General features: G+C 56.1%; 21 protein-coding genes. All 21 read right to left on the bottom strand.

The annotated features are described in order from the left end of the window. Positions 1 to 27: 27 nt before the first annotated feature. Positions 28 to 2,064: a flagellar hook-basal body complex protein gene (locus LBR61_11135; GenBank protein MDR1732634.1), complete on the bottom strand. Its 2,037-nt coding sequence runs from the start codon at positions 2,062 to 2,064 to the stop codon at positions 28 to 30. A 230-nt stretch (positions 2,065 to 2,294) separates the two neighbouring features. After that, positions 2,295 to 2,747, bottom strand: coding sequence for a flagellar hook assembly protein FlgD (locus LBR61_11130; GenBank protein MDR1732633.1), 453 nt, complete (start codon positions 2,745 to 2,747; stop codon positions 2,295 to 2,297). 34 nt (positions 2,748 to 2,781) lie between these two features. Continuing rightward, positions 2,782 to 4,335, bottom strand: coding sequence for a flagellar hook-length control protein FliK (locus LBR61_11125; GenBank protein ID MDR1732632.1), 1,554 nt, complete (start codon positions 4,333 to 4,335; stop codon positions 2,782 to 2,784). 34 nt (positions 4,336 to 4,369) lie between these two features. After that, positions 4,370 to 5,068, bottom strand: a complete 699-nt coding sequence (locus tag LBR61_11120; GenBank protein ID MDR1732631.1) for a hypothetical protein — start codon at positions 5,066 to 5,068, stop codon at positions 4,370 to 4,372. Then, positions 5,068 to 5,652, bottom strand: a complete 585-nt coding sequence (locus tag LBR61_11115) for a lytic transglycosylase domain-containing protein (protein MDR1732630.1) — start codon at positions 5,650 to 5,652, stop codon at positions 5,068 to 5,070. The genes LBR61_11120 and LBR61_11115 overlap by 1 nt, the downstream gene beginning before the upstream one ends. Continuing rightward, complete coding sequence (locus LBR61_11110; GenBank protein ID MDR1732629.1) at positions 5,649 to 6,173, bottom strand: flagellar FliJ family protein; 525 nt, start codon at positions 6,171 to 6,173, stop codon at positions 5,649 to 5,651. The genes LBR61_11115 and LBR61_11110 overlap by 4 nt, the downstream gene beginning before the upstream one ends. 26 nt (positions 6,174 to 6,199) lie before the next feature. Continuing rightward, positions 6,200 to 7,525, bottom strand: a complete 1,326-nt coding sequence (gene fliI / locus LBR61_11105) for a flagellar protein export ATPase FliI (protein MDR1732628.1) — start codon at positions 7,523 to 7,525, stop codon at positions 6,200 to 6,202. Beyond that, positions 7,518 to 8,537, bottom strand: a complete 1,020-nt coding sequence (locus LBR61_11100) for a hypothetical protein (GenBank protein ID MDR1732627.1) — start codon at positions 8,535 to 8,537, stop codon at positions 7,518 to 7,520. The genes fliI and LBR61_11100 overlap by 8 nt, the downstream gene beginning before the upstream one ends. Then, on the bottom strand, positions 8,530 to 9,549 hold the full coding sequence (gene fliG, locus LBR61_11095) for a flagellar motor switch protein FliG (GenBank protein ID MDR1732626.1): 1,020 nt from the start codon (positions 9,547 to 9,549) through the stop codon (positions 8,530 to 8,532). Before fliG ends, LBR61_11100 begins: the two co-directional genes overlap by 8 nt. 43 nt (positions 9,550 to 9,592) lie before the next feature. After that, positions 9,593 to 11,155, bottom strand: coding sequence for a flagellar M-ring protein FliF (fliF, locus tag LBR61_11090; GenBank protein MDR1732625.1), 1,563 nt, complete (start codon positions 11,153 to 11,155; stop codon positions 9,593 to 9,595). Positions 11,156 to 11,202: 47 nt separating this feature from the next. Beyond that, a complete protein-coding gene (gene fliE, locus LBR61_11085) occupies positions 11,203 to 11,514 on the bottom strand; it encodes a flagellar hook-basal body complex protein FliE (protein ID MDR1732624.1) in 312 nt (103 codons plus the stop codon). Between the two features lie 316 nt (positions 11,515 to 11,830). Next, positions 11,831 to 13,663: a response regulator gene (locus LBR61_11080; protein ID MDR1732623.1), complete on the bottom strand. Its 1,833-nt coding sequence runs from the start codon at positions 13,661 to 13,663 to the stop codon at positions 11,831 to 11,833. 170 nt (positions 13,664 to 13,833) lie between these two features. Continuing rightward, positions 13,834 to 14,433 carry a nitroreductase family protein gene (locus LBR61_11075; GenBank protein MDR1732622.1) on the bottom strand — a complete coding sequence of 200 codons (600 nt, stop codon included), beginning with the start codon at positions 14,431 to 14,433 and terminating at the stop codon, positions 13,834 to 13,836. A 185-nt stretch (positions 14,434 to 14,618) separates the two neighbouring features. Then, positions 14,619 to 15,437: a glucose 1-dehydrogenase gene (locus LBR61_11070; protein MDR1732621.1), complete on the bottom strand. Its 819-nt coding sequence runs from the start codon at positions 15,435 to 15,437 to the stop codon at positions 14,619 to 14,621. 12 nt (positions 15,438 to 15,449) lie between these two features. Then, positions 15,450 to 16,967, bottom strand: coding sequence for a tripartite tricarboxylate transporter permease (locus tag LBR61_11065; protein ID MDR1732620.1), 1,518 nt, complete (start codon positions 16,965 to 16,967; stop codon positions 15,450 to 15,452). A 14-nt stretch (positions 16,968 to 16,981) separates the two neighbouring features. Continuing rightward, the gene (locus LBR61_11060) at positions 16,982 to 17,554 is read right to left on the bottom strand and encodes a tripartite tricarboxylate transporter TctB family protein (GenBank protein ID MDR1732619.1); all 573 of its coding nucleotides are present in this window, start codon (positions 17,552 to 17,554) and stop codon (positions 16,982 to 16,984) included. Between the two features lie 70 nt (positions 17,555 to 17,624). Next, positions 17,625 to 18,689: a hypothetical protein gene (locus LBR61_11055; GenBank protein ID MDR1732618.1), complete on the bottom strand. Its 1,065-nt coding sequence runs from the start codon at positions 18,687 to 18,689 to the stop codon at positions 17,625 to 17,627. A gap of 62 nt (positions 18,690 to 18,751) precedes the next feature. Beyond that, positions 18,752 to 19,636, bottom strand: a complete 885-nt coding sequence (garR, locus tag LBR61_11050; GenBank protein MDR1732617.1) for a 2-hydroxy-3-oxopropionate reductase — start codon at positions 19,634 to 19,636, stop codon at positions 18,752 to 18,754. Between the two features lie 63 nt (positions 19,637 to 19,699). Beyond that, positions 19,700 to 20,635, bottom strand: a complete 936-nt coding sequence (locus LBR61_11045; protein ID MDR1732616.1) for a transketolase family protein — start codon at positions 20,633 to 20,635, stop codon at positions 19,700 to 19,702. A 16-nt stretch (positions 20,636 to 20,651) separates the two neighbouring features. Then, complete coding sequence (locus LBR61_11040; protein MDR1732615.1) at positions 20,652 to 21,488, bottom strand: transketolase; 837 nt, start codon at positions 21,486 to 21,488, stop codon at positions 20,652 to 20,654. A gap of 41 nt (positions 21,489 to 21,529) precedes the next feature. Continuing rightward, on the bottom strand, positions 21,530 to 22,240 hold the full coding sequence (locus tag LBR61_11035; GenBank protein ID MDR1732614.1) for an FCD domain-containing protein: 711 nt from the start codon (positions 22,238 to 22,240) through the stop codon (positions 21,530 to 21,532). Positions 22,241 to 22,385: the final 145 nt, after the last annotated feature.

Raw genomic sequence — 22,385 nt, 5'->3', positions numbered from 1 at the left:
CGATTCTACCAGTTATCCGGGTTTACCCTAACGCTTCAGGTTGACGACTTCTTCAAGAATCTGATCGCTGACCGTTATCACGCGGGTATTGGCCTGGAAGCCGCGCTGAGCGATGATCAGGTGCGTGAACTCCTCCGTCAGGTCGACGTTCGAGCCCTCGAGATAACCGCTTTGGGTTTTACCCGCGCCGTTGACCGTAGCCGCGTTGATGTTCGCTTTTCCGGAGTTGATCGTCTCGGCAAACATCGTGTCTCCTACCTGATCGAGCCCCATGGGGTTGGCGAACTGCGCCAGCGCCAGTCTGTAAAGGGGCATATTCTGCCCGTTGGTGTACTGCCCCGTGATGATCCCGTCCTGGCCGATGGAGTAGTTGTTCATGACGCCCATTTCATAGCCGTCCTGGTAGTATCCCTTGGTCGTGGTCTCAGAGGCGAACTGCGTGATGCCCTCCATTTTATCCAAGCCGAAGGTCTTTCCGCTGAAGTCCAGGGTGATCGTTCCATTGTCCCGCCCCAACAGGCTGTAGGGCACGTTGATGTCCACCGTTTCAGGCTTGAGCAGGAGGCAGCTGTTGTCAAAAACGAGCTCCCCGCTGGAAGGAGTCGGCACCAGATTGGGATAATCCGGGAAAAAGACCTCCCAGCGCCAGGTGTTCTCCGACACCTTTTTGAACTGGACCTCCATGGTGTAGGCATACCCCTGGCAGTCGTACACGGTCATCTTGGTCTGGTGGATTCCCCCCATGGTGATCTGCCCCACCGTGGACATCGGAGCGCCGGTTGTAAGGTTCGCCGCCTTGATCTCCAGCCCGTTGCCGTTTGCTGTGGGAACAATTTCAAAATCTGTACCCGCCGTAAATCCACCCGGAAGAGTACCCGTTATCGTCACGGTATCAAAGGTTCCGTCAGATTTGAAGGAAACTTTCGTCTGCACTGGAGTCATTGTTCCGGTCCCATCGTCAAACCACAAGATCATATCTACAGGCGCATCCCTGTTGGTGAGGGTCGACTCGTCGAATTCCGCGATCACGGTATAGTTTTGTCCCCCCGTCCCCGTCACGCTGAAAGACTGATAGCTCATGCTTTCGTACAGGTTTGTTTCCCACAACAGCGCGTTTGTCGGCGTTGGCGGAGTGGAGTCGGTAAACTTCAGGGTTCCCGTCACCGCATCGAAAGTCGGGGTTGCCTGCAGAGTCCCCCCTGGCAGCGCAGCGCCCAACATCGTCGAACTCGTAGTATTGATCTCAAGCTTCGGGACAGTTTTCCCGTCAGGGTCGGTCGTCGTTCCCACCATGTCGAATACGAGTGTCAACCCCGTGCCGGTCCCCGGAGGAACCGTGTCGAAGGTATAGGTCAGATACCCCTGCCCGTTGGTGCTGGTCAGGTCCGTCGTCACCGTCACGTCGTAAGACTGGCCGTTCATCATGATCTGCGCGTGTTCTCCGTTTCCGGAGCCATCCGCCCAGGGAATGTCCTTGAACCCGATGGGCAGATAGACGTCCGATCGGCTGTCCAGGTTGCACTTGAACGCCGCGACGGTGGTGGCCCGGGCCTCCATTTTGGTCCCAATGGGGATGCGAATATCTCCCAGTTCGCTGCCTGTGTTGAACTGCAGCGGGTTCAGCGGGTCACGCTCCATTTGATAGCCCTGCACCAGGTAGCCCGTGCCCGAGTGGGTCAGCCGATATTCCGTTTCGGGCCCCACGTAGAAGTTGCCAGCCCGGCCGTAGACGTTGGCCCCGCTTCCCGTACTGAATATAAAATACCCCTCGCCCTCGATCATCACGTCCGATTTGTTGCCCGTGTACTGCGCGGCGCCCTGACTGTGAATGGTTTCGATAGCGGCGACCTTGACGCCCAGACCGACCTGAACGGGGTTGACGCCTCCTATATTGTCTCCGGGACCGGTGGCGCCGCTGCTCGTCTGATAAAGGAGATCCTGAAAAATGGTGACATCCTTTTTGAACCCCGTCGTGTTGACGTTCGCGATGTTGTTTCCCGTCACGTCGAGCATGGTCTGATGCGCGCGCACTCCCGTCACTGCCGTCATAAGCGATCTTAACATTTTATACTGACACCCTCCTGCGATAAGGCTTCATCGCTCCGCGAACTGTATACCCCATTCCATGAGGTCAATCTTCTGAATGCTCCAGTTTACGTTATTGCCTCAGTCTGTTTAAATGTCGGATGCTCCACATCGAAACTGAAATTGAAATTGCCATGACAGCCATAAAAAAACGGTATCCCGCCAAAGGCGAAATACCGCGGGCCGCTCTCAAAATGTACAGGGCGCTTTCAGAGGGAGTCGGGAGATTCGTTCATCACGCCTTCAATATTTTTCAGCGCTATTTCTCCGTAGGTCGTTTGAAGAATAGTCCCCTGCGTAGCGTCGTACCACACCGCTATCACCTTGTCGTAGGCGGAAATCGTGTTCCCCTCGGCGTCCTGGTACGGGAAAAATACCGTCTTGCCGATGTAACTGACGGCCGAATACTGCTCCTGAGTGGAGGCCAGTCCCTCCAGGGCCTTCGTCATGTTGGTCATCTGCTCCAGACTGCTGAACTCCGCCATCTGTGAGATAAATTCCCGGTCATCCATCGGATTCAGCGGATCCTGATTGGACAACTCCGCGATCAGGAGCCTCAGAAAGGCGTCCTTGTCCAGTTCCTGCGAAACGGAGCGCGATGCAGCCTCAAGCTGACTTGAGGACAATCCCCCCGTGGGGTCCGTAACACTGTTTACAGCCATTCTCCCATACCTCCCCGTAACATGGCGAATCTTTTCAGGCCACCCAGTACAGCAGCCCCTGATTCAGATCCACCCTGAAAACTGTTTCTTCTTCCACATCCGGGTTTTCCCCCGGAACTCTCCGCGCGTTCCGGCTCTGCTGCTGCCCGGACTGTCGCTGATGCTCGCTGTCCTGCTGAACATCCACTGAAAAATGGGCCACCTGGACCCCCTGCTGCTCCAGAGACATGCGAAGCTGTACAATCTGATCCTGTACCAGTTGTCGGATCTGTTCGCTGCTCACTTTAATGGAAGCATCCAACCCCGTGGCACCGCTGGTCAGCTCCACACTGATGCGCCCCAGCGCAGGTGGGTCCACGATCAGCGAGGCTTTTTGAGTGCCGTTGGTGCGAACGAAGCGCACAACGTTGTCCAATCCTTCACGAAGAGTTTCGTTTCTCGACAGAGAGGCTCCCCTGGAAAGGTCCAGAACCTCCCCGGAAGAACCGGACTGCTCCCCGCGCGTCACGACCGCGCTGAAAAACTCGTCGAAACTGCTCGTTCTGCGCTCGGCGGAAGACGTTTTCCCCAAGGTTTCGTCCGTTTGTCCCGATTGAGCGACAGCCTTGTCCCCGTCCTTCGATGAACTTCGAGCAACCTCCGACCGACTCCGGGACGAATCCTTTTCAGGATTTTCAGTCCCCTCTCCGGTGTTGCCGCCGGCGGCTTCATTCGGCGCGGCAACCGGAAGGGCGTTCTCTTTTTCCGTCGGGCCGGCTTCCGTGGAAGCGCCTTCCTTTTCCGGATTCAAATTTTTATTTCCCGTTTCCTCTGAAAGAGCGCGGGCGCCGGATTTAAGATAAGAGTACACTCTGGGCGTCAGAACGCCTCCCAGGCCCTCCGCGCCCTTTCCCTGCTCCGCTTTGTCCGCGGGGCTGTCCGTCGTCACCCCGGAGAGATTCGCAAAATTCGACAGAGAGGCCAGAAGCCGGGCGGAGGCCAGAGAGGCATCGGAGGCCTCTTTTTCTCCGGATTTGTCGTCGTCCTTCGCTCCGTCGTCATCCACTCCGCTGAGGGCCGCATCCAGGGCCAGCGTCAGGTCATCTCCCACCGCAACGTCCACATTGAGGTGATTGGGGCCGTCGCTTCGCACGGAGGTCAAATACCGATCACGCAGCCGGGACAGCGCGGCGGCCAGCCGGTCCGCGTCCAAGTCCGAAAAATCCTCTCCAAGCCACTCCTTCACCTCTCCCGCAAGGTTCGTCATGTCGACGCCCTGGGCTTCCATGTCCTCCTTCACCGAGGCGAACAAATCCAGAATCGAGTTCGAAAGGGACGGGCCATCACCGGTGAGGATCAGCGGTAAAGTCGCCGACCGTTCCGTTCGCGTTTCCCCCTGGAGGGCCGCCAGAGTCAGATTCAGGGATGCGTCGGAAGTCCCTTCGGATTCGGATTTCTCCAGGGCCTGAGAACTGCTTGACAGAAACGACGCAAAAAGCCCCGCTTCGAAATCTTCCGACCCTCTGTCCGCCGACTTCGAACCGGAGGAACTGTTTTGCGCGCTCTGTACGCTCTGTATCGGCACGGGAAGAGACATTATATCCTGCATCCGTTTTCACCCCTGTATTCTGTTTCGGTTCACTTCATTGCCGACCAGGTTCCAGCGCCATGCGTTCCGTCAGTCTGGCCGCCTTTTTCGGTTCCATCTTTCCAAGGATGGAGGCCCGGGCATCCACGGGAAGTTTTCTCAAAAGCCCCACCGCCAGCCCTTCATCGATCTGCTCAACGATTTGGGCGGCGCTGCGGGGAGATATATCCTGATACGTCCTCGCCACCTGATCCAGCAACTTTTTATCCGCGTCCGAGGCGGAGTTTTCCGCCTGCTGAGGCGAGGTCTGACGGGACGCGCTGTTCTCCTGTTTGGACAAGCGCTCCGCCCGCTGACCCAAGTCGCCGGAAAGGGTTTCCACCTTCGATTCCCGATCCGTAAGGCTGCGCTCCCGCTCGTCCAGACGCTTCTGCCACTCGGTCAGTTCGTAAGCCCGCCGTTCCGCCGTGGTCAGGGTATATTCCTTCGGCACTCTGAAAAATCGGGAAACCGGCTCTCCGATGTAGGGAATCTTTGGAAGAATGCTCCACATCAAAGGACGGGCGTCCCACATGCCGCTGAAATGCAATCCCGCTCCCACCCCAAAAGCCAACAGCAGCGCCAGGAAAAAAAGAGTCAGTTTACTCTGCTTTTTCTTCTTCTTTGGAACAACCGGCGCTTTTTCATCCTTCGCCGCTTCATCCGGGCGTCTCTCCTGTCGGGAAGGTCTGTCCTCCCGTCGCTCTTCGCCCATCAGTCTTCCTCCCGGTAACGATGGTATAACGCCATCACGTTTTTAACATATCGCTCAGTTTCCGCGCTCAGTTTCCCGCCTGAATCCACCCTGGTCGGACCGGCATTGTAGGCCGCCAGAGCTTTTTCAATGTCGCCTTCATATTTATCGGTCAAATCGGAGAGGTATTTTACCCCGCCCTCGATATTTTGTTCGGGATCGAAAGAATCCTCCACTCCCAGCATAGACGCCGTACGGGGCATGAGCTGCATCAACCCCTGGGCTCCCTTGATGGAAACGGCGTCGCTTTTCCAGCCCGACTCCACCTGGATAACGGCCCGGATCAGCTCTTCGTCCAGCCGGTATTTATCCGCGGCGCGGGCGGTGTATTTTCTCAGTTCGTCCATGTCTCTCTGACCCTGAGTTTTCTTTGCCTCGCGTCCCTTAGCCTGCTGGGAGTCCAGAACTTCGACAAAACGATTTCCCGACTCGCTCTCCTTCACGGATCCGCCCCGCATTTGCTGTTCGAGGCTGAAGCTGCTCTTCCGAAGAATTTCTTCGATACGATTCCGTACTTTATCGAGATTGACCGGTCTGGACCTCATCTGTTCTCTTCCTTTCGCGTTTCTTCTTTCCGGATTTCTTTTTCATGACGGAGGAGGACCGCGCTTCCGGATTTTTGAACCCCGGGTCTGGTGTATCGCATCACGGCGATGTCGTCCAGTTCGATCTGCTCCGTGGTGATTTCCGTCTGACGCAGATTTTCCTTCAGGCGGTCCACGTAACCCTCCATCATGCGAACGTCCCGGTGACGCTCCACCAGACGCTCCTCCGTGAGGGTTATTCTGTGCTGTATGTCGCGAAGGTTTTCCTTCCCCTCGCCGATATGTTTTTCCAGAACCTCGATGGCCTGCCTCTGAAACCAGATTTCACTTCGGGAAAAAATTTTGTCTTTGTTGCCGCTGAAGGACGCCATAGCCTGATTTTTTTCCTGCCCCAGCAGGTCGAGACGCTGAAGGGCTTCTTCCTCTTCCCTGCGCTCGGAGGCCAGGATTGTCTGTTCCGTTCTGCGGTCGTTCTCCCGAAGTTTCAGCATTCGGCTGAACTTTTGAATACGCTGCTGCATCTTCGAACATCTCCTGATTTCTTACCTTACGATTCTTCCGGGGCCAGAGCGATGATTTGCCGCGTGGTTTCCTCAAACGAAGAGGATTCTTCCACTTTTTGACTCAAAAACCGGCGAACCGATTCCAGGTGTTTCAAAGCCCAGTCCACCTGAGAATTGGCTCCCGTTTTATATGCTCCGATGTTGATGAGGTCTTCAGCCTCGGCGTAGGTGGCCAAAAGACTTCGCACCCGTCCCGCGGCGTCGCGGTGGGCCGGGGAAACAATCACCGGCATGACGCGGCTGACGCTTTCCAGCACGCTGACGGAGGGATAAAAATTGCGAGAGGCGATTTTTCGGGACAGAACGATGTGCCCGTCCAGGACACCCCGCACCGTGTCCGCCACGGGTTCGTTCATGTCATCGCCCTCCACCAGCACGGTGTAAATGCCCGTAATGCTCCCACGCTCCCCCGCTCCGGCCCGCTCCAGCAGACGGGGCAGCATCTCGAAAACCGACGGCGTGTAGCCTCGAGTGGCCGGAGGTTCTCCGATGGCAAGCCCGATTTCACGCTGGGCCCGGGCCACGCGGGTCACGGAGTCCATCATGAGAAGGACGTCCTTCCCCTCGTCCCGGAAAAATTCGGCGACAGCCGTGGCGGTCTGAGCCGCTTTCAGACGAATCAGGGGCGGCTGATCCGAGGTGGCCACGATGATTACGGAGCGTTTGAGCCCTTCCTCGCCCAAATCCCGCTGGATGAACTCCCGCACTTCCCGCCCTCGCTCCCCCACCAGAGAGATGACGTTGACGTCGGCGGTGGTATAACGGGCCATCATCCCCAACAGGGTGCTCTTCCCCACTCCCGATCCGGCGAAGATACCGATACGCTGGCCTTTTCCCAAAGTCAGAAGCCCGTCGATGACCTTCACTCCCACCGACAGAGGCTTGTCCACCATCTGTCGTCTCAGAGGGTGAGGCGGGTTCGCATAGAGAGGATAAAAATTCGTGGCAACAAGAGGTCCGGCATCGTCGATGGGCTCTCCAAGACCATTCAGAACCCGGCCCAACAACGCATCTCCCACGGATACCCCCAGAGGGCGATCCATGGAAATGACATCACATCCCGGGCCGACCTCTCGCAGGTTCCCCAGGGGCATCAAAAGCACGCGATTTTCCCGAAACCCCACGACCTCCGCATCCAACCCGTGAGAGCCGTCCCGGAAACAGATTTTGCATAAATCACCCACACAGACATCCGGCCCCTGAGACTCCGCCACAAGCCCAACGACCTGCACGATGCGACCGTTGATCCTCACGAGCCGGGTTTGCTCCAAATCTGACTCCAAAATTGTAAAAAGATTCACTTCATTCATTGTGCACAATATCCGCCTGGTCCGTCGTTTCGGCGCCTTCAACAGGGGCTTCCACCGGTTTTCCCAGTCTGTGGAAAAGGCTTTCCACCGTGGAGTCGATCTGATCCAGCTGAGTCCGCCAGCGCGCATCGTAAACACCCAGATTCGTCTCCACGATGCAGCTTCCCCGGTCCACGTTCGCGTCGGATTTAAGTTCGATGTGACGAACGCCCCTCAAAACGTCTTCAAATTCTTCATGCATTCTATTTTCCAGGAGCGCCGTGTCCTCGGGATTGACGTAAATCACCAGGCGATTCCTGTCGCTCAGGCGTTTCAGCAGGTCGCCCAGGACTCCCAGCACCGCCTCGGAGTCCATTGCAACCTCCCGCTGCAGCATTTTTTTCAGCATTTCCTGCCAGAGGCGAAGCATACGCGGCTGGTTCATCATCAGCAATTCAGCAAAATTTTCGTCCAGTTTCGACGCAAAGCTTTCGATCAGCGTCACAAGACCCGACAGTTTGTCCCGGTACTCTTTCGCAATCTCAGTCCGGGCCTGACTCAGAGCCGCTTCACGGCCACTTTTCAAACCCTCGGCGTGACCTTTTTCCCGACCTTCCCGTTTTGCCTGCTCACGATTCGCTTCAACGCCGGCCGCCAGTTCCTGTTCCTTTTTGGCGACGGCCTCCCGGTTTTCGGCAAGTTCAGCCTCCAGAGAGGTGATCCGGGAAACAACCTGGGCCTTGGCGGATCTGGTTTCCGCCAGTTCGGCCTGGAGAGCTGCTATCTGGTCCTTCAGTTCCTGCAGGGGATCTGCAGGAAGTTCCCCGGAGGTTTCGCTTTTTGGCGCCTCCGGGGTGTTTTCACCGGCTGAGGGATTTTCCTTTTTACCGGCAGACCGGTCTCGATTCGCTCGATTCGATGGATGACTTTCCTCTCTGAAAGAAGCAGAATCTCTTTCAGGTTCTGCGCCTATCTTCACCACGTCCGGAAGAAGGCGCACAGCACGCAGGACCCCCTGACGCAAATCAGACAACCAACTCGTCCTCTCCGCCTACCGCTACAACGATTTCTCCCGCTTCCTCCAGCGCCCGGACCACGTTGACGACCTTCTGCTGAGCTTCTTCCACGTCTTTTACGCGCACCGGCCCCATGTAATCCATATCTTCCTGGAGCATTTCGGCGGCCCGTTTGGACATGTTCTTGAAGAATTTCGTTCGAAGCTCTTCCGTGGCGCCCTTGAGGGCCAGTCCGAGCTCCTTCATTTCCACCTCGCGCAGCACGCGCTGCAGCGAGCGATCGTCCAGACGAATAATATCCTCGAACACGAAGAGGCGCTTTTTAATTTCCTCCGCCAGTTCGGGATCGTTTTCTTCCAGGTATTCCATAATGTTGCGCTCGGTGGTGCGGTCGGCGCTGTTGATGATGGCCACCACCGCGTCGATACCTCCCGCCAGGGTGAAATCCTGTCCCATGACGGTACTCAGCTTGCGCTCCAGCACTCGTTCCACCTCCCGAAGCACTTCGGGCGTGATGCGATCCATCTTCGCTATGCGCCGGGAAACCTCCGCCTGCATCACCGCGGGCAGTCCGCTGATGATCATCGCGGCCTGCGCGGCGTCAAGATAGGAAAGAATCAGGGCGATGGTCTGAGGATGTTCTCCCTGGATGAAACCGAGAATCTGCTGGGGGTCAGTGTGACGCATAAAGTCAAAAGGCCGGACCTGGAGACTGGCCGTGATGCGGGTGAGAAGATTCTGCGCCCGCTCCGGCCCCAAAGCCCTCTCCAGAACATCCCGGGCGTACTCTACGCCGCCCCGGGCCATGAACTCCCTCGCCATCAGGACTTCCTGGGCCTCTTTCATAACCTCCAGTTTCAGGTCGGGCGAAATTTTCCTCAGATTCGCTATTTCGAGAGTGATCAACTCGATCGTCGCATCGTCAAGCTGTTTGTAAACATCCGCGGCGATGTCATTCCCCAACGCAACCATGAGAACCGCAATTTTTTCTCTGTTGGATATATTGCTTACCTTAGCCGACTTCGCCATCGGAAAACTCCTTCATTATATATCGAGTACCTCGCCATCATTCTCAACTATCCGTCGAAATCCACTCGTTGACCAGGTTCGCGACCTCAGCAGGATTATTCTTGGCATAAGCCTTCAATTGTTCTTCCAGAACCGCCATCTCTCCCTGAAACGCCAGCATATCAGGGGAAGTCAACATTTCCTGAATCGTAGGAACATGTTTGTTTTCTTTTTGCATTGCATCGAGTGCAGCACGCATTTTTCTCCTCCGAAGCCACCAGAGACCCGTCGCTGCCACACAGGCCAGAACAAGCAGAGCGATCAGAGAGCCGATGGCCATGCGAAGCAGCCGATCCCGGCGCAGTTCCGCCGCAAGAGTGTCAGCCAGGGTCGTGTCGAACTTCATGGCCTCCACGACAATGCTGTCACCTCTCGCTTCATTGTAGCCCAACGGTCCCGAGATGAGCATCTTCAACTGAGAAAGTTCGTCAGCGTTCAGTTCCGCGTTGACCAGAACCGAAGCCGTCAGCCTTCGGGTTCCGCCCTGCGTTACGACCTCTTCGCTTTCGCGGGACGAGATCTCAAAATTGTTAGTGGTATCCGTTCGGTTATATTCGGTATTCCTGTTCTGGGTGTTGACCGGATAACCGGGGATATTGGTGGTAGTTCCCGGCGTGCCCACCGGTACAGGATCTTCTCCCGTATAGCTTTCATCCGTTTTGTTGGTGCTGCGCACCAGTCCCTGTCCCGTATCGCCGTAGGGCAGATACTCCTTCACGGAAATTTTCCTTTTGTCAAAGTCCAGGTCCACTCGGACACCTACGACCACATTGCCGACGCCATAGCGCTTCTCCAGCATGATGCGCACCTTGGTTTCCAGTTCCTTCTCATGCTGCCGCTCGGTTATCCTCTGGAGGGACACCACCCGGCCATCCGCGGAGTAGACGAAGGGTTCTTCGGCGATCATGTCGGAGAGGTTGCGGCCGGCAGTATCGATGATCGTCACGTTTTCCGGCTGCAGACCATCGACGCTTCGGGAAACCAGATGGATAATGGCCTTGATCTGATTGGGGCCCAGCTGCGCCCCCGGCTTCTGGCGCACCAGAACAGACGCCGTCGAGGGCTGCTGCTGCTCCAGGAACAGACGCTGCTCCGGGATGACGATGCTCACCCGGGAAGAATCGATGGCGTCGATCTGAGCGATGGTACGCTGCAACTCGCCCTCCAGGGCGCGCAGGTAGCTGATTCTTTGCTGAAACTCGCTCATTCCCATCTTGGATTCGTCAAAAATTTCAAATCCTCTGCTGCCCCCTTTGGGTAATCCCTCCTGGGCCAGAGAAAGCCTTACTTCATACACTTCGCTTCGGGGAAGAAGGATGGCGTTGGCCGCCGGATCCAGTCGATAGGGAATTTTATTTTCTCTGAGGTAGGTGACGATAGCGGACTGATCCTCCACCTCCAGGCCGGTAAACAGAGGTTCATAAGCCGTACGGCCCGCCCAGAGAACCGCCATTCCCAGGAGAGCAAACACCAGAAAAATCGCCAAAAACAACGACGCTTTCTGCCAGACCTTCAGCGTCGCCCAAAAAAGCAAAAATCTGGCGAACAATTGTTTCAGGCTTTCCATTTTATGGTATCCATAACCATGACTTTAATCAATGTCCGTTTTTGAACTCAAACCGACATTCTCGACAGTTGCTGATAAGCATCCACAAACTTGTTGCGCAGCTCCATAAACATCCTCAGTGCGACTTCCGCTCGCGAAGAAGCCAGCACCACTTCGGAAATATCTTCTACATCTCCGGTTGCAAGCCTGTGAACCATATCGTCCGCCTCCAGCTGCAGCGTATTGACTTTCTTCATTGATGTGGAGAGCAATTCCTCAAAGGAAAGTTCTCCCTGTCTGACAACGGGCGAAGCAGATACCTGACGTTTTTCTTTTTCTCCGGTTTCGAAATCTGACAGCTTTGCGATATCTACCATCATGGGGCCCCACAAACCTCCTGCTGAGAGCGATAATTTCTCCATATCCTGCACAGATTACAGCGACAATGCACATATCTTACGACAGTCCATTTTATAAACAAGCGACAGCACTACTTAATCTAAAATGCTTCTTTTCGCTGTTCTTTTCGCAAAAAATCCCTAGTATCAGAATAAACAATACAACTTTTTTTATTGTAACATATATTTATCTTGATATTTCTACATCTCAAGAATTTTACAAAAGTTTACAAAAGCTGTTTCAGGACACCAGATACGGAATACTTTTCTCATACCGTTTGCGGCCGTAAACCTGAGATTACGTCTCCAGCAGGCGACGGACGGTTTTTTTGAGTTCCCGAATGTCGAGGGGTTTGGTGACGTGCCCATTCATCCCCGCCTTCAGGGTCGCCTCCCGATCCTCCACCATCGCGCTGGCCGTCATGGCAACAATGGGAATCGTCGCCGCGTTGGGACGACCGGAGGCACGAATGCGTCTCGTGGCCTCCAGCCCGTCCATGACCGGCATCTGAAGATCCATGAAAATCAGCGAGTAATCCCTTTGCAAAAACGCATTCAGCCCTTCTTCTCCATTATCGGCGACGTCGATCTCGGCTCCAAGTTCGGAAAGAACCGCGACGGCTATCTCCTGATTGATGACGTTGTCCTCCACCAGCAGGAAACGATGTCCTGTATAATCCCCGTCCTCCGAAACGGAGCCTTTTCCCGCGTCCGAAGCGTCTTCTTCCGTTTTCGGAACGCCAGGCTCCAGCTCCACGGAAAAGAAAAAGGTGCTTCCCCTGCCCGGTTCGCTCTCCACGCCAATATGCCCGCCCATGAGCTGCACCAGCGTCCGGCTGATGGAAAGGCCCAAACCGGTTCCGCCGAATTTTCGCGCGATGGAATTATCTGCCTGAGTGAAGGGCGTGAAAAGCATTTTCTGCTGCTCCTGCGTCATTCCGATGCCGGAGTCCCGAACGGAACAGTCGAGCCTCAGACGCCCCGAGGACAGAATCTCGCAACCCATGGTCAGAACAATGGACCCGCTGTTGGTAAATTTTACCGCATTGCCCAGCAAATTGAGCAAAACCTGCGAAAGGCGCAGTTCATCCCCTATGGCGTATTCCGGAACGGAGTCCTCCAGAAAAACCTCCAGTTCCAGGTTCTTTTCCACGGCCCGGGGCAGGATCAGATCCCGGATGTTCTCCGCCATTTCCCGAACGCAGAAGGGGCGTTTCTCCAGAACAAGACGGCCCGCCTCGATTTTGGAAAAATCCAGAATGTCGTTGATGACCCCCAGCAACAATGAAGCGGAAGACTCTATTTTTTTCAAATAGGCTTTTTGTTCCGGAGGAGGGGAAGCCTGAAGCGCCAGATGCGTCATGCCCAGCACTCCGTTCATCGGCGTGCGGATCTCGTGACTCATGCGCGCCAGAAACTCTTTCTGGGAGGTATTCGCGGCCTCCGCCATGAGCAGGGCCTTATGCTCCAGGAATACGGTTCTTTTGAAAATCATGATGACGAGAATGACCATCAGGATATAGGCCAGCCCCACGATGATGAAAACGTTGCGACTGATCTTTCTGAAATGGAGCACGATGTCCGTGACAAGCTCATTGGCCCAGATGTAACCGATGACCTCGCCCCTTCGCTCCACGGGGAACATCGCGTTCAGGATGTTTCCCCGCACCATGGTTCCCATCGCGACCTTCGGCACGTTGGTGGCCATGACCACCCGGCCGCCGTGATCCGGGGCAATGGATCGCCCCACCATCTGCGAAAACTCAGCCGACGGACCATAGGTGAGGATGGCGTCCAGGTTCCGCGAGTAAAACCCCACTCCCAGTCCCGGAGAACTGAGGGCCACGTCGTCTGTGGCCTTCTCCAGAGCCTGGTTCAGCACTCTTATCTGCTCCGCACGGTCGGCGGATTCCGCCCCCGCCGCCTCCAGGATCGCCGAATAACCGCCCTCATCCAGACGTGAATTCAGCACCCTGGCCAGCGTCATCAGGTTTGCTTCCTTTTCCTGCAAAAGCGTCCCTTCCATGACATGCTTCACCACGTACCATGTGGCAAAACAGGGCACATTGATGCACAAAAAGAGTAACAAAAATACCCTGCCCCGAAACAGAGAAAGAGGCGATCGTTTCACTCAACTATCCTCCCACTTTACCGTCCGCGTAAAAAACCTTGTTCAGACCTCACCTCACGGCATGAACCGTATTCAGAATATTGTGTTAATGCGAGGAAAGACCGTAAAGCCTCTCCCCACGCTGACAGCATTGGCGTTTTTATTTATATTTTATTTTTACTCGAAAAATTTTACCCGAAAAACTTTCTTCGTTCGTCCGGAGAGTGAAATTCCTTCGCGTCCGGAGCTTTCACTCTGCCGCCAAAGGGCATCTGCCCCACCAGAGTCCAGGCGGGATCCAGAGACCAGACCCGACGCGTCTCCTCGTCCACAAGAGGATTGTAATGCTGCAGAGACGCCCCCAGTCCCGCGTCTTCCAACATCATCCAGATCACGATCTGGTGCATGGCGGAAGTCTGCTGAGACCAGGCGGGGAAGTTTTTCGCGTAGCCGGGAAAACGACTCTGCAGGTCCTCCACCACTTTTTGATCTTCGTAGTACAAAATCGTCCCGTACCCCGCCGCGAAAGAGTTGATTTTCTGCTCCGAAGGGGCGAATTTCTCCGGGGGAACCACGGCTCTCAACGCATTCATGACAATGTCCCAGAATTTTTTATGATGCTCCTTCAGCAAAAGCACGAGACGCGTCGACTGCGAGTTGAAGGCCGACGGGACGTGCAGCAGAGCAAAATCGACGATTCCACGGATCTGCTCGTCTGTAACCGGAGACTGATCGTTGATGGCATACCATGACCGTCTGTCCTGCACAACTTTTTCGATACTTCCGCCCATTACTGCTCCTCCAGGTATTTAATTTCCAATCTGTTCAGATACTCAATTCCTTCAGCTACAGATTACAACGAAATTATAACAGAAGAAATTCTACGAAAAAAAGCTATTTCAAAAAAGCGGCAGGCCTTTTCGACGGAATTTACTCAGATAGATTTTAGATTTTCTTCAGATTTTCATCCAGATTTTCATTTAAATTGCGTGTCGAAGTCCCAGGGTGTTCCGCCGGCAAGGCATCCACCGTCCACGTGAACCATCATTCCCGACATGTAACTGGAGGCATCCGAAGCCAGAAGAATGGCAATTCCAAGGATTTCTTCCGGGTCTCCCGGGCGCTGCATGGCGATCCGGTCCTTCAGGTAGGCGCTTCGTGTCGGATGCTCCCAGGTCACGGTGGTCAGAGGGGTGAGAATATGGCCCGGAGCGATGGCGTTGGCGCGTATTCCAAACTTCGCCCATTCCACCGCCATGGATCGGGTCAGGGCGGTGACAGCGCTCTTCGTGGCGCCGTAGACGCTGCAGCCGCCCAGCATCCCCACGGAGTTATGGGACGCCATATTGATGATGTTGCCTTTTCCCGCCGTCCTCATGTGCTTTGCCACTTCCTGGGAAATGAAATAAAGCCCCTTCAGGTTGATCTGCATGATGCGGTCATAGGTGCTTTCGTCCACGTCCAGGATCCCCTCGCGTTTGTTGATGCCCGCGCAGTTGAACAGAACGTCGATTCTTCCGTATTTGCGAATCACCTGATTCACGCAGTCCGCGATGTCTCCCTGATGGGTCAGGTCGAGCCTGAAAGAAGACGCCTCCCCGCCCGACTCGCGGATTTCCTTTTCCAGCTCCGCCAGTCTGCCGAGGTCCACGTCGCAGAGCGCCACCGTCGCGCCGGCCTTCGCGTACCCCCTGCACAGAACGCTTCCAATACCGCCCGTGGCCCCTGTAAAAAGGATGATTTTATCCTTCAGAGAAAAGACCGTTTCAAGATACCCGCCAATAGAATCCGTCAAATCACTCACTCCTCATTCATCTCCAATCGCAATTTCCTGATCCATTTTTCTGTAATAGGCCAGGGCGCGGACAACGCCGCTCCAGATCAGCCACGCCACGGACGCCATGAGGATCAGCCCCAGAGGGCGCTGAAGAAGGGGCAGAATCATTCCCCGGCTCTGCATGAGGGCCTGCCGGAAACTCACGTCGGCCAGAGGCCCCAGAATGAGCCCCAGCACCAGCGGCGCAAGGGGATAATCCATCTGACGGAGAAAATAACCGATCATTCCGGCAAAAAGCATCAGATAGACGTCGAAAATGCGTACTCCGCCGCCGTAAGCGCCGATCACCGTCAGAGGGACCACCAGCGGCAGAAGAATCTCGCGCTTGACCTTGAGGACGCCCACCATCGGCTTGGCCAGCAGCAGACCCCAGAAAAGCATGGCCAGGGAGGCGCACATCAGCGAGGCCCCCACCATCGGAAGGAAGGCCGGATTTTCGATGTTGAGCATGGGACCCGGCCGCACTCCGTGGAGGTTCATGGCGGCCAGGAACATGGCGGCGGGGGGGCTCCCCGGAACGGCCAGGGTCAGAAGGGGAATCATGGCTCCGCCGATAACCGCGTTGTTGGCCACCTCCGGACAGACCACCCCCTCCAAAATTCCGGTTCCGAATTTATCTCCGTCCTTCGACCGCCGCTTCCCCATGTCGTAGGCGAGCCACGAGCCCACGTCCTCCCCCGCGCCGGGGATGATGCCGATGATGACGCCGATGACGCCGGAGCGTAAAATAGAAGGGATGAGCGATTTGAACACCCCCAGGGGAGGGATGACGCGCCCCACTTTGCCCTCTATCCGGTAGGGCACGCTTTCCTGAAGGACGCCCAGCACCTCCGAAATGCCGAACACACCGATCAGCGTGGCGATCAGGGGAATGCCGCCCTTGAGCTGCAGGTTGCCGAAGGTGAAACGGGGAAAGGCGAAGATCTCCTCCATTCCCACCATGGACAGGGCAAATCCAAGAAATCCCACGATCCAGCCCTTGATGGGGTCCTTGTCCGTGCTGAGGGAACCGCAGATCATGATGCCAAAGAGCGCCAGAAGAAACATTTCCCAGTGTCCGAACTTCATGGCGATGAGGTAGAGGATCGGGGTGAGCAGAAGCATGACGAGAATACTGAAAACCGTACCGACAAAAGAAGCGATGAAGCCCGTCCCGATGGCCAGTCCTCCCCTGCCCTGTTTGGCCAGGGGAAAGCCGTCGAGAGCCGTGGCCGCCGCAGCCGGAGTCCCGGGAATGTTGATCATGATGGCGGAACACAGACCCCCTGACGTGGCTCCCACGTAAACGCTCAGCAGAAAGGCCACCGCCCGTTCCAGAGGCATTCCGTAGGAAATATTGATCAAAAGAGCCAGGGCCATGGTGGCGGTCAGACCGGGAATGACCCCCACGAGAAGCCCCATGATGGAACCGCCGAAAATCAGCGCGATGATCCAGGGATCCCGCGCCATGGCGGAGAACATGCTCGTGATGTGCCGGAAGTACTCCATATCGTCCCGCCTCCCTATGGCATGGGAATCCTGAAAACGTGGCTGAAAACGATCTGGACGATGATGGGGGCAACCGCGGAAATGATGAGAATCCAGTACCATTTTGCCGCCTTCAGAAAAAAGAACGTGAGAAAAAGATACGCCATGCTCAGATATACAAAACTGATTTTCCCCAAAAGAGCCACGTAGCCGAGAATCAGCAAAAAAACGATGCCGCCTTTTTTGAACACGGGAGAAGTGAAGCCCCTTTTGAGATTGCCCCCCGAAAGGATGCGGCGGGCATCAGCCCGACCTCTCCGCCGTGACGAAGAATACATGAGAACCAGGCCGAAGACGATAAAGAGAATCCCCAGAATCATCGGGAAAAAGCCGGGAGAAACGAGAATCGTTCGGTACACCCGCATTCCCGCCGCCCCCGCAAAAAATACCGCCCCAAAAACAATGAGCAGAACCGCCGTGATGAAGTCCGCTCCGGCCAGTCTGCCCGCTGTACGTTTTTTTCCGCCGGTCCCAGAGGGTTCGCCGCCCGCGTCCGGAACCCCGCTCTTCGGAGTCGGCCCCTGCGACAGATCGGTCAGGTCGGTCAAGAAAACACCTCCTTCGCAAAATCAGAACGGGGAGCGGAAAACACCCCGCCCCCCGGGTTTCAGTTCATGTTTATTTGTACCCGTACTTCGCTTTTTCCTTGTTCCAGTCCCAGTCCGCCGTGCGCGGAATCCCGAACTTTTCCGGGGAAACGTCCGCCAGCCCGGCGTCGAACATCACCCAGGCGTAGGCCGCGTACTGGTAATCCAGGACCTTGTCGGCTTCCTCTCCGTAACGGGTGATGACCTGATAACCCATTTTCTCGGCGAATTCCTTCATCTCCGGCTGAGCGCAGGCCCAGAGGAAGGCCTCCTGCAGTTTGTCCACAATGGCCTTCGGGGCGTCCCGCGGGATCATGACGGGCCAGGTTTCCGCAAGGTCGGGAATGCTGGCGAACTGGGGCCCCAGGTCGGTGATGGGGGGAATGCTGAGGGTGTCGGACAGTTTGAGCAGCTCTCTCCGGTTGAGGAAGAGGGCCTTCAGCTTGCCGGAACGAACGTAGTCGATACCGGCCGAGAAGGAAATGGATCCTATTTCGATTTCTCCGGCCATGACGGAGACGCAGGTCTTGCCGTCGCCGCCGGACGTGACGTAATTGATGGGCGTTTTGACTCCCGCCGCCCCGGCAAAGGCCTCGACGAAAGCGTGGATACCCGCCCCCAGAGAGGAGACTCCGACGTTGGCCTTACCTTCCTGCAGGGCTTTGATCGCGTCTTCCACCGTATTGATTCCCGATTTTTCGGGATTCACAACCAGAGCCGCCGGACCCTGAATGTGATGGAAGCCCCACCAGTTCCAGGGAACGCCCTGCTTCGAGGTATCGGTGATGAGGAAGCCGCCGAAGCAGCCGGATCCCGTGGCAAAAAGGCTGTAGCCATCGTGAGCCTTGCCCTGAACTTCCTCCGCGGCGAGGGCGCTGGCCGCCCCCGGCATGTTGACGACGTTGACGGTTTCACCCAGGCGCTTTTCCATCAGCGCGATCAGGGGACGAACCGCCGTATCCGTCCCGCCGCCGGCTCCGAACCCGACGTAGACCGTGGGAGTCCCCTTCTCCCATACCTTGTCCGCCGCAAACGCGGACCCCGACGCCACGAAGACGAGAAGCAGCACTGCCACCCAAAAACCGTACTTCTTCATTTATTCCGCCTCCTTTTAGGTTTTGGGGGGATGGGGATAAAGATCTCCCGTTCCCCCCTGACTCACTTTTTGAGAGAAATGTTATTCAGCTTTTCGTAGAACAGCCCCAGAGAACCGTGATCCAGCGTTTCATGCCCGTCGGCCGCCAGGTTTTGCATCATCTCCATGACCTGAGCCACCAGAGGCATGGAAAGGTGCAGGCCCCGGCTCGTCTCCTGAACATTTCCCAAGTCTTTAATATGAAGGTTGATGCGGAAGCCCGGATTGTAGCGGCCCTCGAACATGCGGGGAGCCTTGTCCTCAAGGCACTGGCTGCCCGCAAGCCCTCCGCGGATGGCGTTGAACACCTTTTCGGGGTCGACGCCGGCTTTTTTGGCCAGGCTCATGCCCTCCGCCACCGCCGCGATGTTGATTCCGACAATGGTCTGATTGACCAGCTTCGTGATCTGCCCCGCGCCGCTGCCCCCGACGTAGTTGCTCTTTCCCATGACGTCCAGAACGTCCTTCACCTTCTGAAAGATCTCTTCCTTTCCCCCCACCATAATGGCGAGGGTGCCCTTTTCCGCCTTTTCCTGCCCGCCGCTGACCGGAGCGTCCAGCATGTCGGCGCCCTTTTCCTCCAGAAGGGCGCAGAGCTCGCGGCTCACCAGAGGCGCGATGGAGCTCATGTCCACCAGAATATGCCCCCTGCGAAGGGAGGACAGCACTCCGTTTGCACCGCAGACGACCTCCCGCACCTGGGGAGAGTTCGGCAGCATGGTGACAATGACGTCGGAAGCGGCGGCCACCTCGGCGGGAGACCCCGCGCCTGTCGCGCCTGCCGCGACCACCTCGTCCAGCGCGGTTTTCACCACGTCAAACACCACCAGAGACTTTCCGGCCTTCAGAAGGTTTTTCGCCATGGGCTTCCCCATGATCCCCAGTCCGATAAATCCAATTTTGCTCATCGCCAAAACTCCTTTTCTGTTCTGTATGCGTATGTGTTCTGTATGTGTGTATATCGTTTAAGGTTACTTTCCCCGGGACAGAATTTCCCTGGCGGCCTTCGCGATGGCCAGAGGCGTCAGCCCGTAGTGTTCCAGAAGCATTTCGTAATCCTGAGCGGACTGGCCGTAACGATCGGCGATGCCCACGCGCTTCATGGGAAGCGGATTTTCGGCGAGAGTTTCGGACAGGGCCGCCCCAAGGCCGCCTATGACGCTGTGTTCCTCCGCCGTGACGAGGGCCCGCACTCCGGCGAGGGCCTTTTTCACAGCTTCCGCGTCCAGCGGCTTTATGGTGCTGAAGTTCACGACCCTGGCGCTGATTCCATCCGCATTCAACGATTCGCGCGCCTTCATGGCCAGATCGGTCATGAGCCCCGTGGCACAGAGCGCCACATCTCCGCCTTCGGCCAGCACGAGGGGTTTGCCCGTCTCGAAGGGCGTGGAGTCCTCCGTCAGAACGGGCACGTCGTTGCGGTTCAGACGAATGTAAACCGGACCTTCGATGGCGAGGGCCGCTCGAACGACCTTCGGCACCTCGACGGCGTCCACCGGAGAAAAGACGGTCATGTTGGGCAGCACCCGCATAAGCGCCATATCTTCAAAGGACTGGTGGGTCGCGCCGTCCGGAAAATCGGACAGTCCGGCGCTGGAACCGACAATCTTCACGTTGAGATTGGGCAGGCAAACGCCCTGACGGATCTGGTCAAAGGGTCGTCCGGCCACGAAAACCGCGAAGGAATGGACAAAGGGAATTTTGCCGCACAGAGCGAGGCCCGCCGCGGCGCAGATCATGTTGGCTTCGCCTATGCCCATTTCAAAGTACTGCCCCCGCAGATTCTTCTCGATCTGGACCGACTGGGTGGAATTGCAGAGGTCGGCATCGAGAGCCACGATACGGCGGTCTTTTCCGGCAAGCTCCAAAAGCGCGGCGCCATAGGCCATACGAGGATTTTTTTCCATAACCGTTCCTCCTTTTTCACTTCGCCGACATCGCCGAGGCCATGACGGAAGCGATGGCTTTCTCGCGCTCTTCGACGTTCAGGAGATTGTTGTGGTACGCGTGGGTGTTCTCCGCGAAATCAACGCCTTTTCCCTTCACCGTTCGGGCCACAATAGCCGTGGGAAGTCCCCGAACCGCAGCGGCCCTGTCCAGCGTATCCACGATCTCCGCCATGTCATGCCCGTCGATTTCGAAGGTTTTCCAGCCGAAGGCCGCAAAACGACCGGGAATGTTGCCTATCGCGTAGCGGTCGCGGGTTTTTCCCATGGCCTGGATGCCGTTCATGTCCACGATGGCCGTCAGGTTGTCCAGCCCGTAATGAGACGCCGCCATCGCGGCCTCCCAGATCTGTCCTTCCGCCAGCTCGCCGTCTCCGACGATTACGTAAACATGATAGTCGAGCCCGTCGGCTTTTCCGGCGAGGGCCATCCCCACTCCCACGGACAGACCCTGCCCCAGCGAACCGGTGTTTGCCTCGATGCCGGGGGTTGTTCTCTCGGGATGCCCCTGAAGAATGCTGCCCAGCGTCTTGGTGGTTCCAAGGATCTTTTTGTCGAAATATCCCGTCTCCGCCAGCGCGGCGTACTGCGCGAGAACGGAGTGCCCCTTGCTCATGATGAACCGGTCGCGGTTGGGATCGTCCTGCTTCTGCGCGCTGTGGCGCATTTTGTAAAAGTACAGCGCCGCCACGATGTCCGCGCAGGACATGGATCCCCCCAGATGACCGCGATTACCAACGCCGAGAGCGTCGATGATCCCCAGGCGCACACTCCGCGCCTTTTCGCTCAGCGAAGTTACCAATTCCCTGTCCACACCCTCACCTCCAGTGATATCATCACAAAAAACGATTTTGTTTATGCTTTTTCCGCCAACATCTGAAAAACGTAATTCCGGGTGTCTTCGATGTGTTCCTGCATCACCAGCGCCACTCGTTCCGAATCACGCTTTTTGAAAGCTCGAATCAGCTGTCTGTGGTATTTCAGCGCTCTGTTGCGCCGCCACTCATAAGACCCCGACAGGCTTTGCTGTTTCCTGAAAATATCGAGGATCATCTCGAAGGTGTGGATGTACAGGTCGTTGCGCGTGGACGCCGCTATAGCCGAGTGAAAACGAATATCCGCCATCTCGAACTCATCGGACTCCTCCGCCGCGGATTTTTCCTGAATCGCGATAAAGTCGGAAAGCAGGTCGATTTCGCCGTCGGTGATTTTTTTTGAAGCCAGATACGCGCAAAACGGCTCCACCCCTCTTCTGAAATCCAACAGTTGCAGCATATCTTCCATATTGGTGAGGTCGAGTCGTGGAATGGGGTTTTGGGAGTCGATGTTTTCCGAGACGAAAGTTCCCAGCCCCGGTACCGTATAGATGAGGTTCCCCGCCTTCAGGTGGTTGAGAGCTTCCCGGATCGTAGAACGACTGACGTTGAAGGCCTTCATCAGTTCAGCTTCCGTGTAAATTTGTTCCCCCGGCTTCCAGAATCCGCAGAGAATTTTTTCACGGATACTTTCACAGACGATGACGTTGCGATTTTTTCTTTCCAGCGGATCGAATACGGCACGTTCCATCTGTTTTTTCCTTAATCGTTATTTTTTATCGAAATATTCCTAATACATTCACCCTCTGATGTCTGACAACCTACACCAGATAATCCGATTTGTCAATGTATAAAAAATTCCCATAAAAAAAAGCTCCCGTGAACAGGGAGCATGT

It is taken from the genome of Synergistaceae bacterium (assembly GCA_031272035.1).
Classification (GTDB): Bacteria; Synergistota; Synergistia; order Synergistales; family Aminobacteriaceae; genus JAISSA01.
Note: the sequence above shows the minus strand (reverse complement) of the source record. Positions and strands in the feature narration are given on the sequence as shown.

Excerpts from the sequence above, each read along its gene's own strand:
- LBR61_11135 (MDR1732634.1), bottom strand. The coding sequence starts at position 2,064 with ATGTTAAGATCGCTTATGACGGCAGTGACGGGAGTGCGCGCGCATCAG.
- LBR61_11130 (MDR1732633.1), bottom strand. The coding sequence starts at position 2,747 with ATGGCTGTAAACAGTGTTACGGACCCCACGGGGGGATTGTCCTCAAGT.
- LBR61_11125 (MDR1732632.1), bottom strand. The coding sequence starts at position 4,335 with ATGCAGGATATAATGTCTCTTCCCGTGCCGATACAGAGCGTACAGAGC.
- LBR61_11120 (MDR1732631.1), bottom strand. The coding sequence starts at position 5,068 with ATGGGCGAAGAGCGACGGGAGGACAGACCTTCCCGACAGGAGAGACGC.
- LBR61_11115 (MDR1732630.1), bottom strand. The coding sequence starts at position 5,652 with ATGAGGTCCAGACCGGTCAATCTCGATAAAGTACGGAATCGTATCGAA.
- LBR61_11110 (MDR1732629.1), bottom strand. The coding sequence starts at position 6,173 with ATGCAGCAGCGTATTCAAAAGTTCAGCCGAATGCTGAAACTTCGGGAG.
- fliI (MDR1732628.1), bottom strand. The coding sequence starts at position 7,525 with ATGAATGAAGTGAATCTTTTTACAATTTTGGAGTCAGATTTGGAGCAA.
- fliG (MDR1732626.1), bottom strand. The coding sequence starts at position 9,549 with ATGGCGAAGTCGGCTAAGGTAAGCAATATATCCAACAGAGAAAAAATT.
- fliF (MDR1732625.1), bottom strand. The coding sequence starts at position 11,155 with ATGGAAAGCCTGAAACAATTGTTCGCCAGATTTTTGCTTTTTTGGGCG.
- fliE (MDR1732624.1), bottom strand. The coding sequence starts at position 11,514 with ATGATGGTAGATATCGCAAAGCTGTCAGATTTCGAAACCGGAGAAAAA.
- LBR61_11075 (MDR1732622.1), bottom strand. The coding sequence starts at position 14,433 with ATGGGCGGAAGTATCGAAAAAGTTGTGCAGGACAGACGGTCATGGTAT.
- LBR61_11065 (MDR1732620.1), bottom strand. The coding sequence starts at position 16,967 with ATGGAGTACTTCCGGCACATCACGAGCATGTTCTCCGCCATGGCGCGG.
- LBR61_11055 (MDR1732618.1), bottom strand. The coding sequence starts at position 18,689 with ATGAAGAAGTACGGTTTTTGGGTGGCAGTGCTGCTTCTCGTCTTCGTG.
- garR (MDR1732617.1), bottom strand. The coding sequence starts at position 19,636 with ATGAGCAAAATTGGATTTATCGGACTGGGGATCATGGGGAAGCCCATG.
- LBR61_11045 (MDR1732616.1), bottom strand. The coding sequence starts at position 20,635 with ATGGAAAAAAATCCTCGTATGGCCTATGGCGCCGCGCTTTTGGAGCTT.
- LBR61_11035 (MDR1732614.1), bottom strand. The coding sequence starts at position 22,240 with ATGGAACGTGCCGTATTCGATCCGCTGGAAAGAAAAAATCGCAACGTC.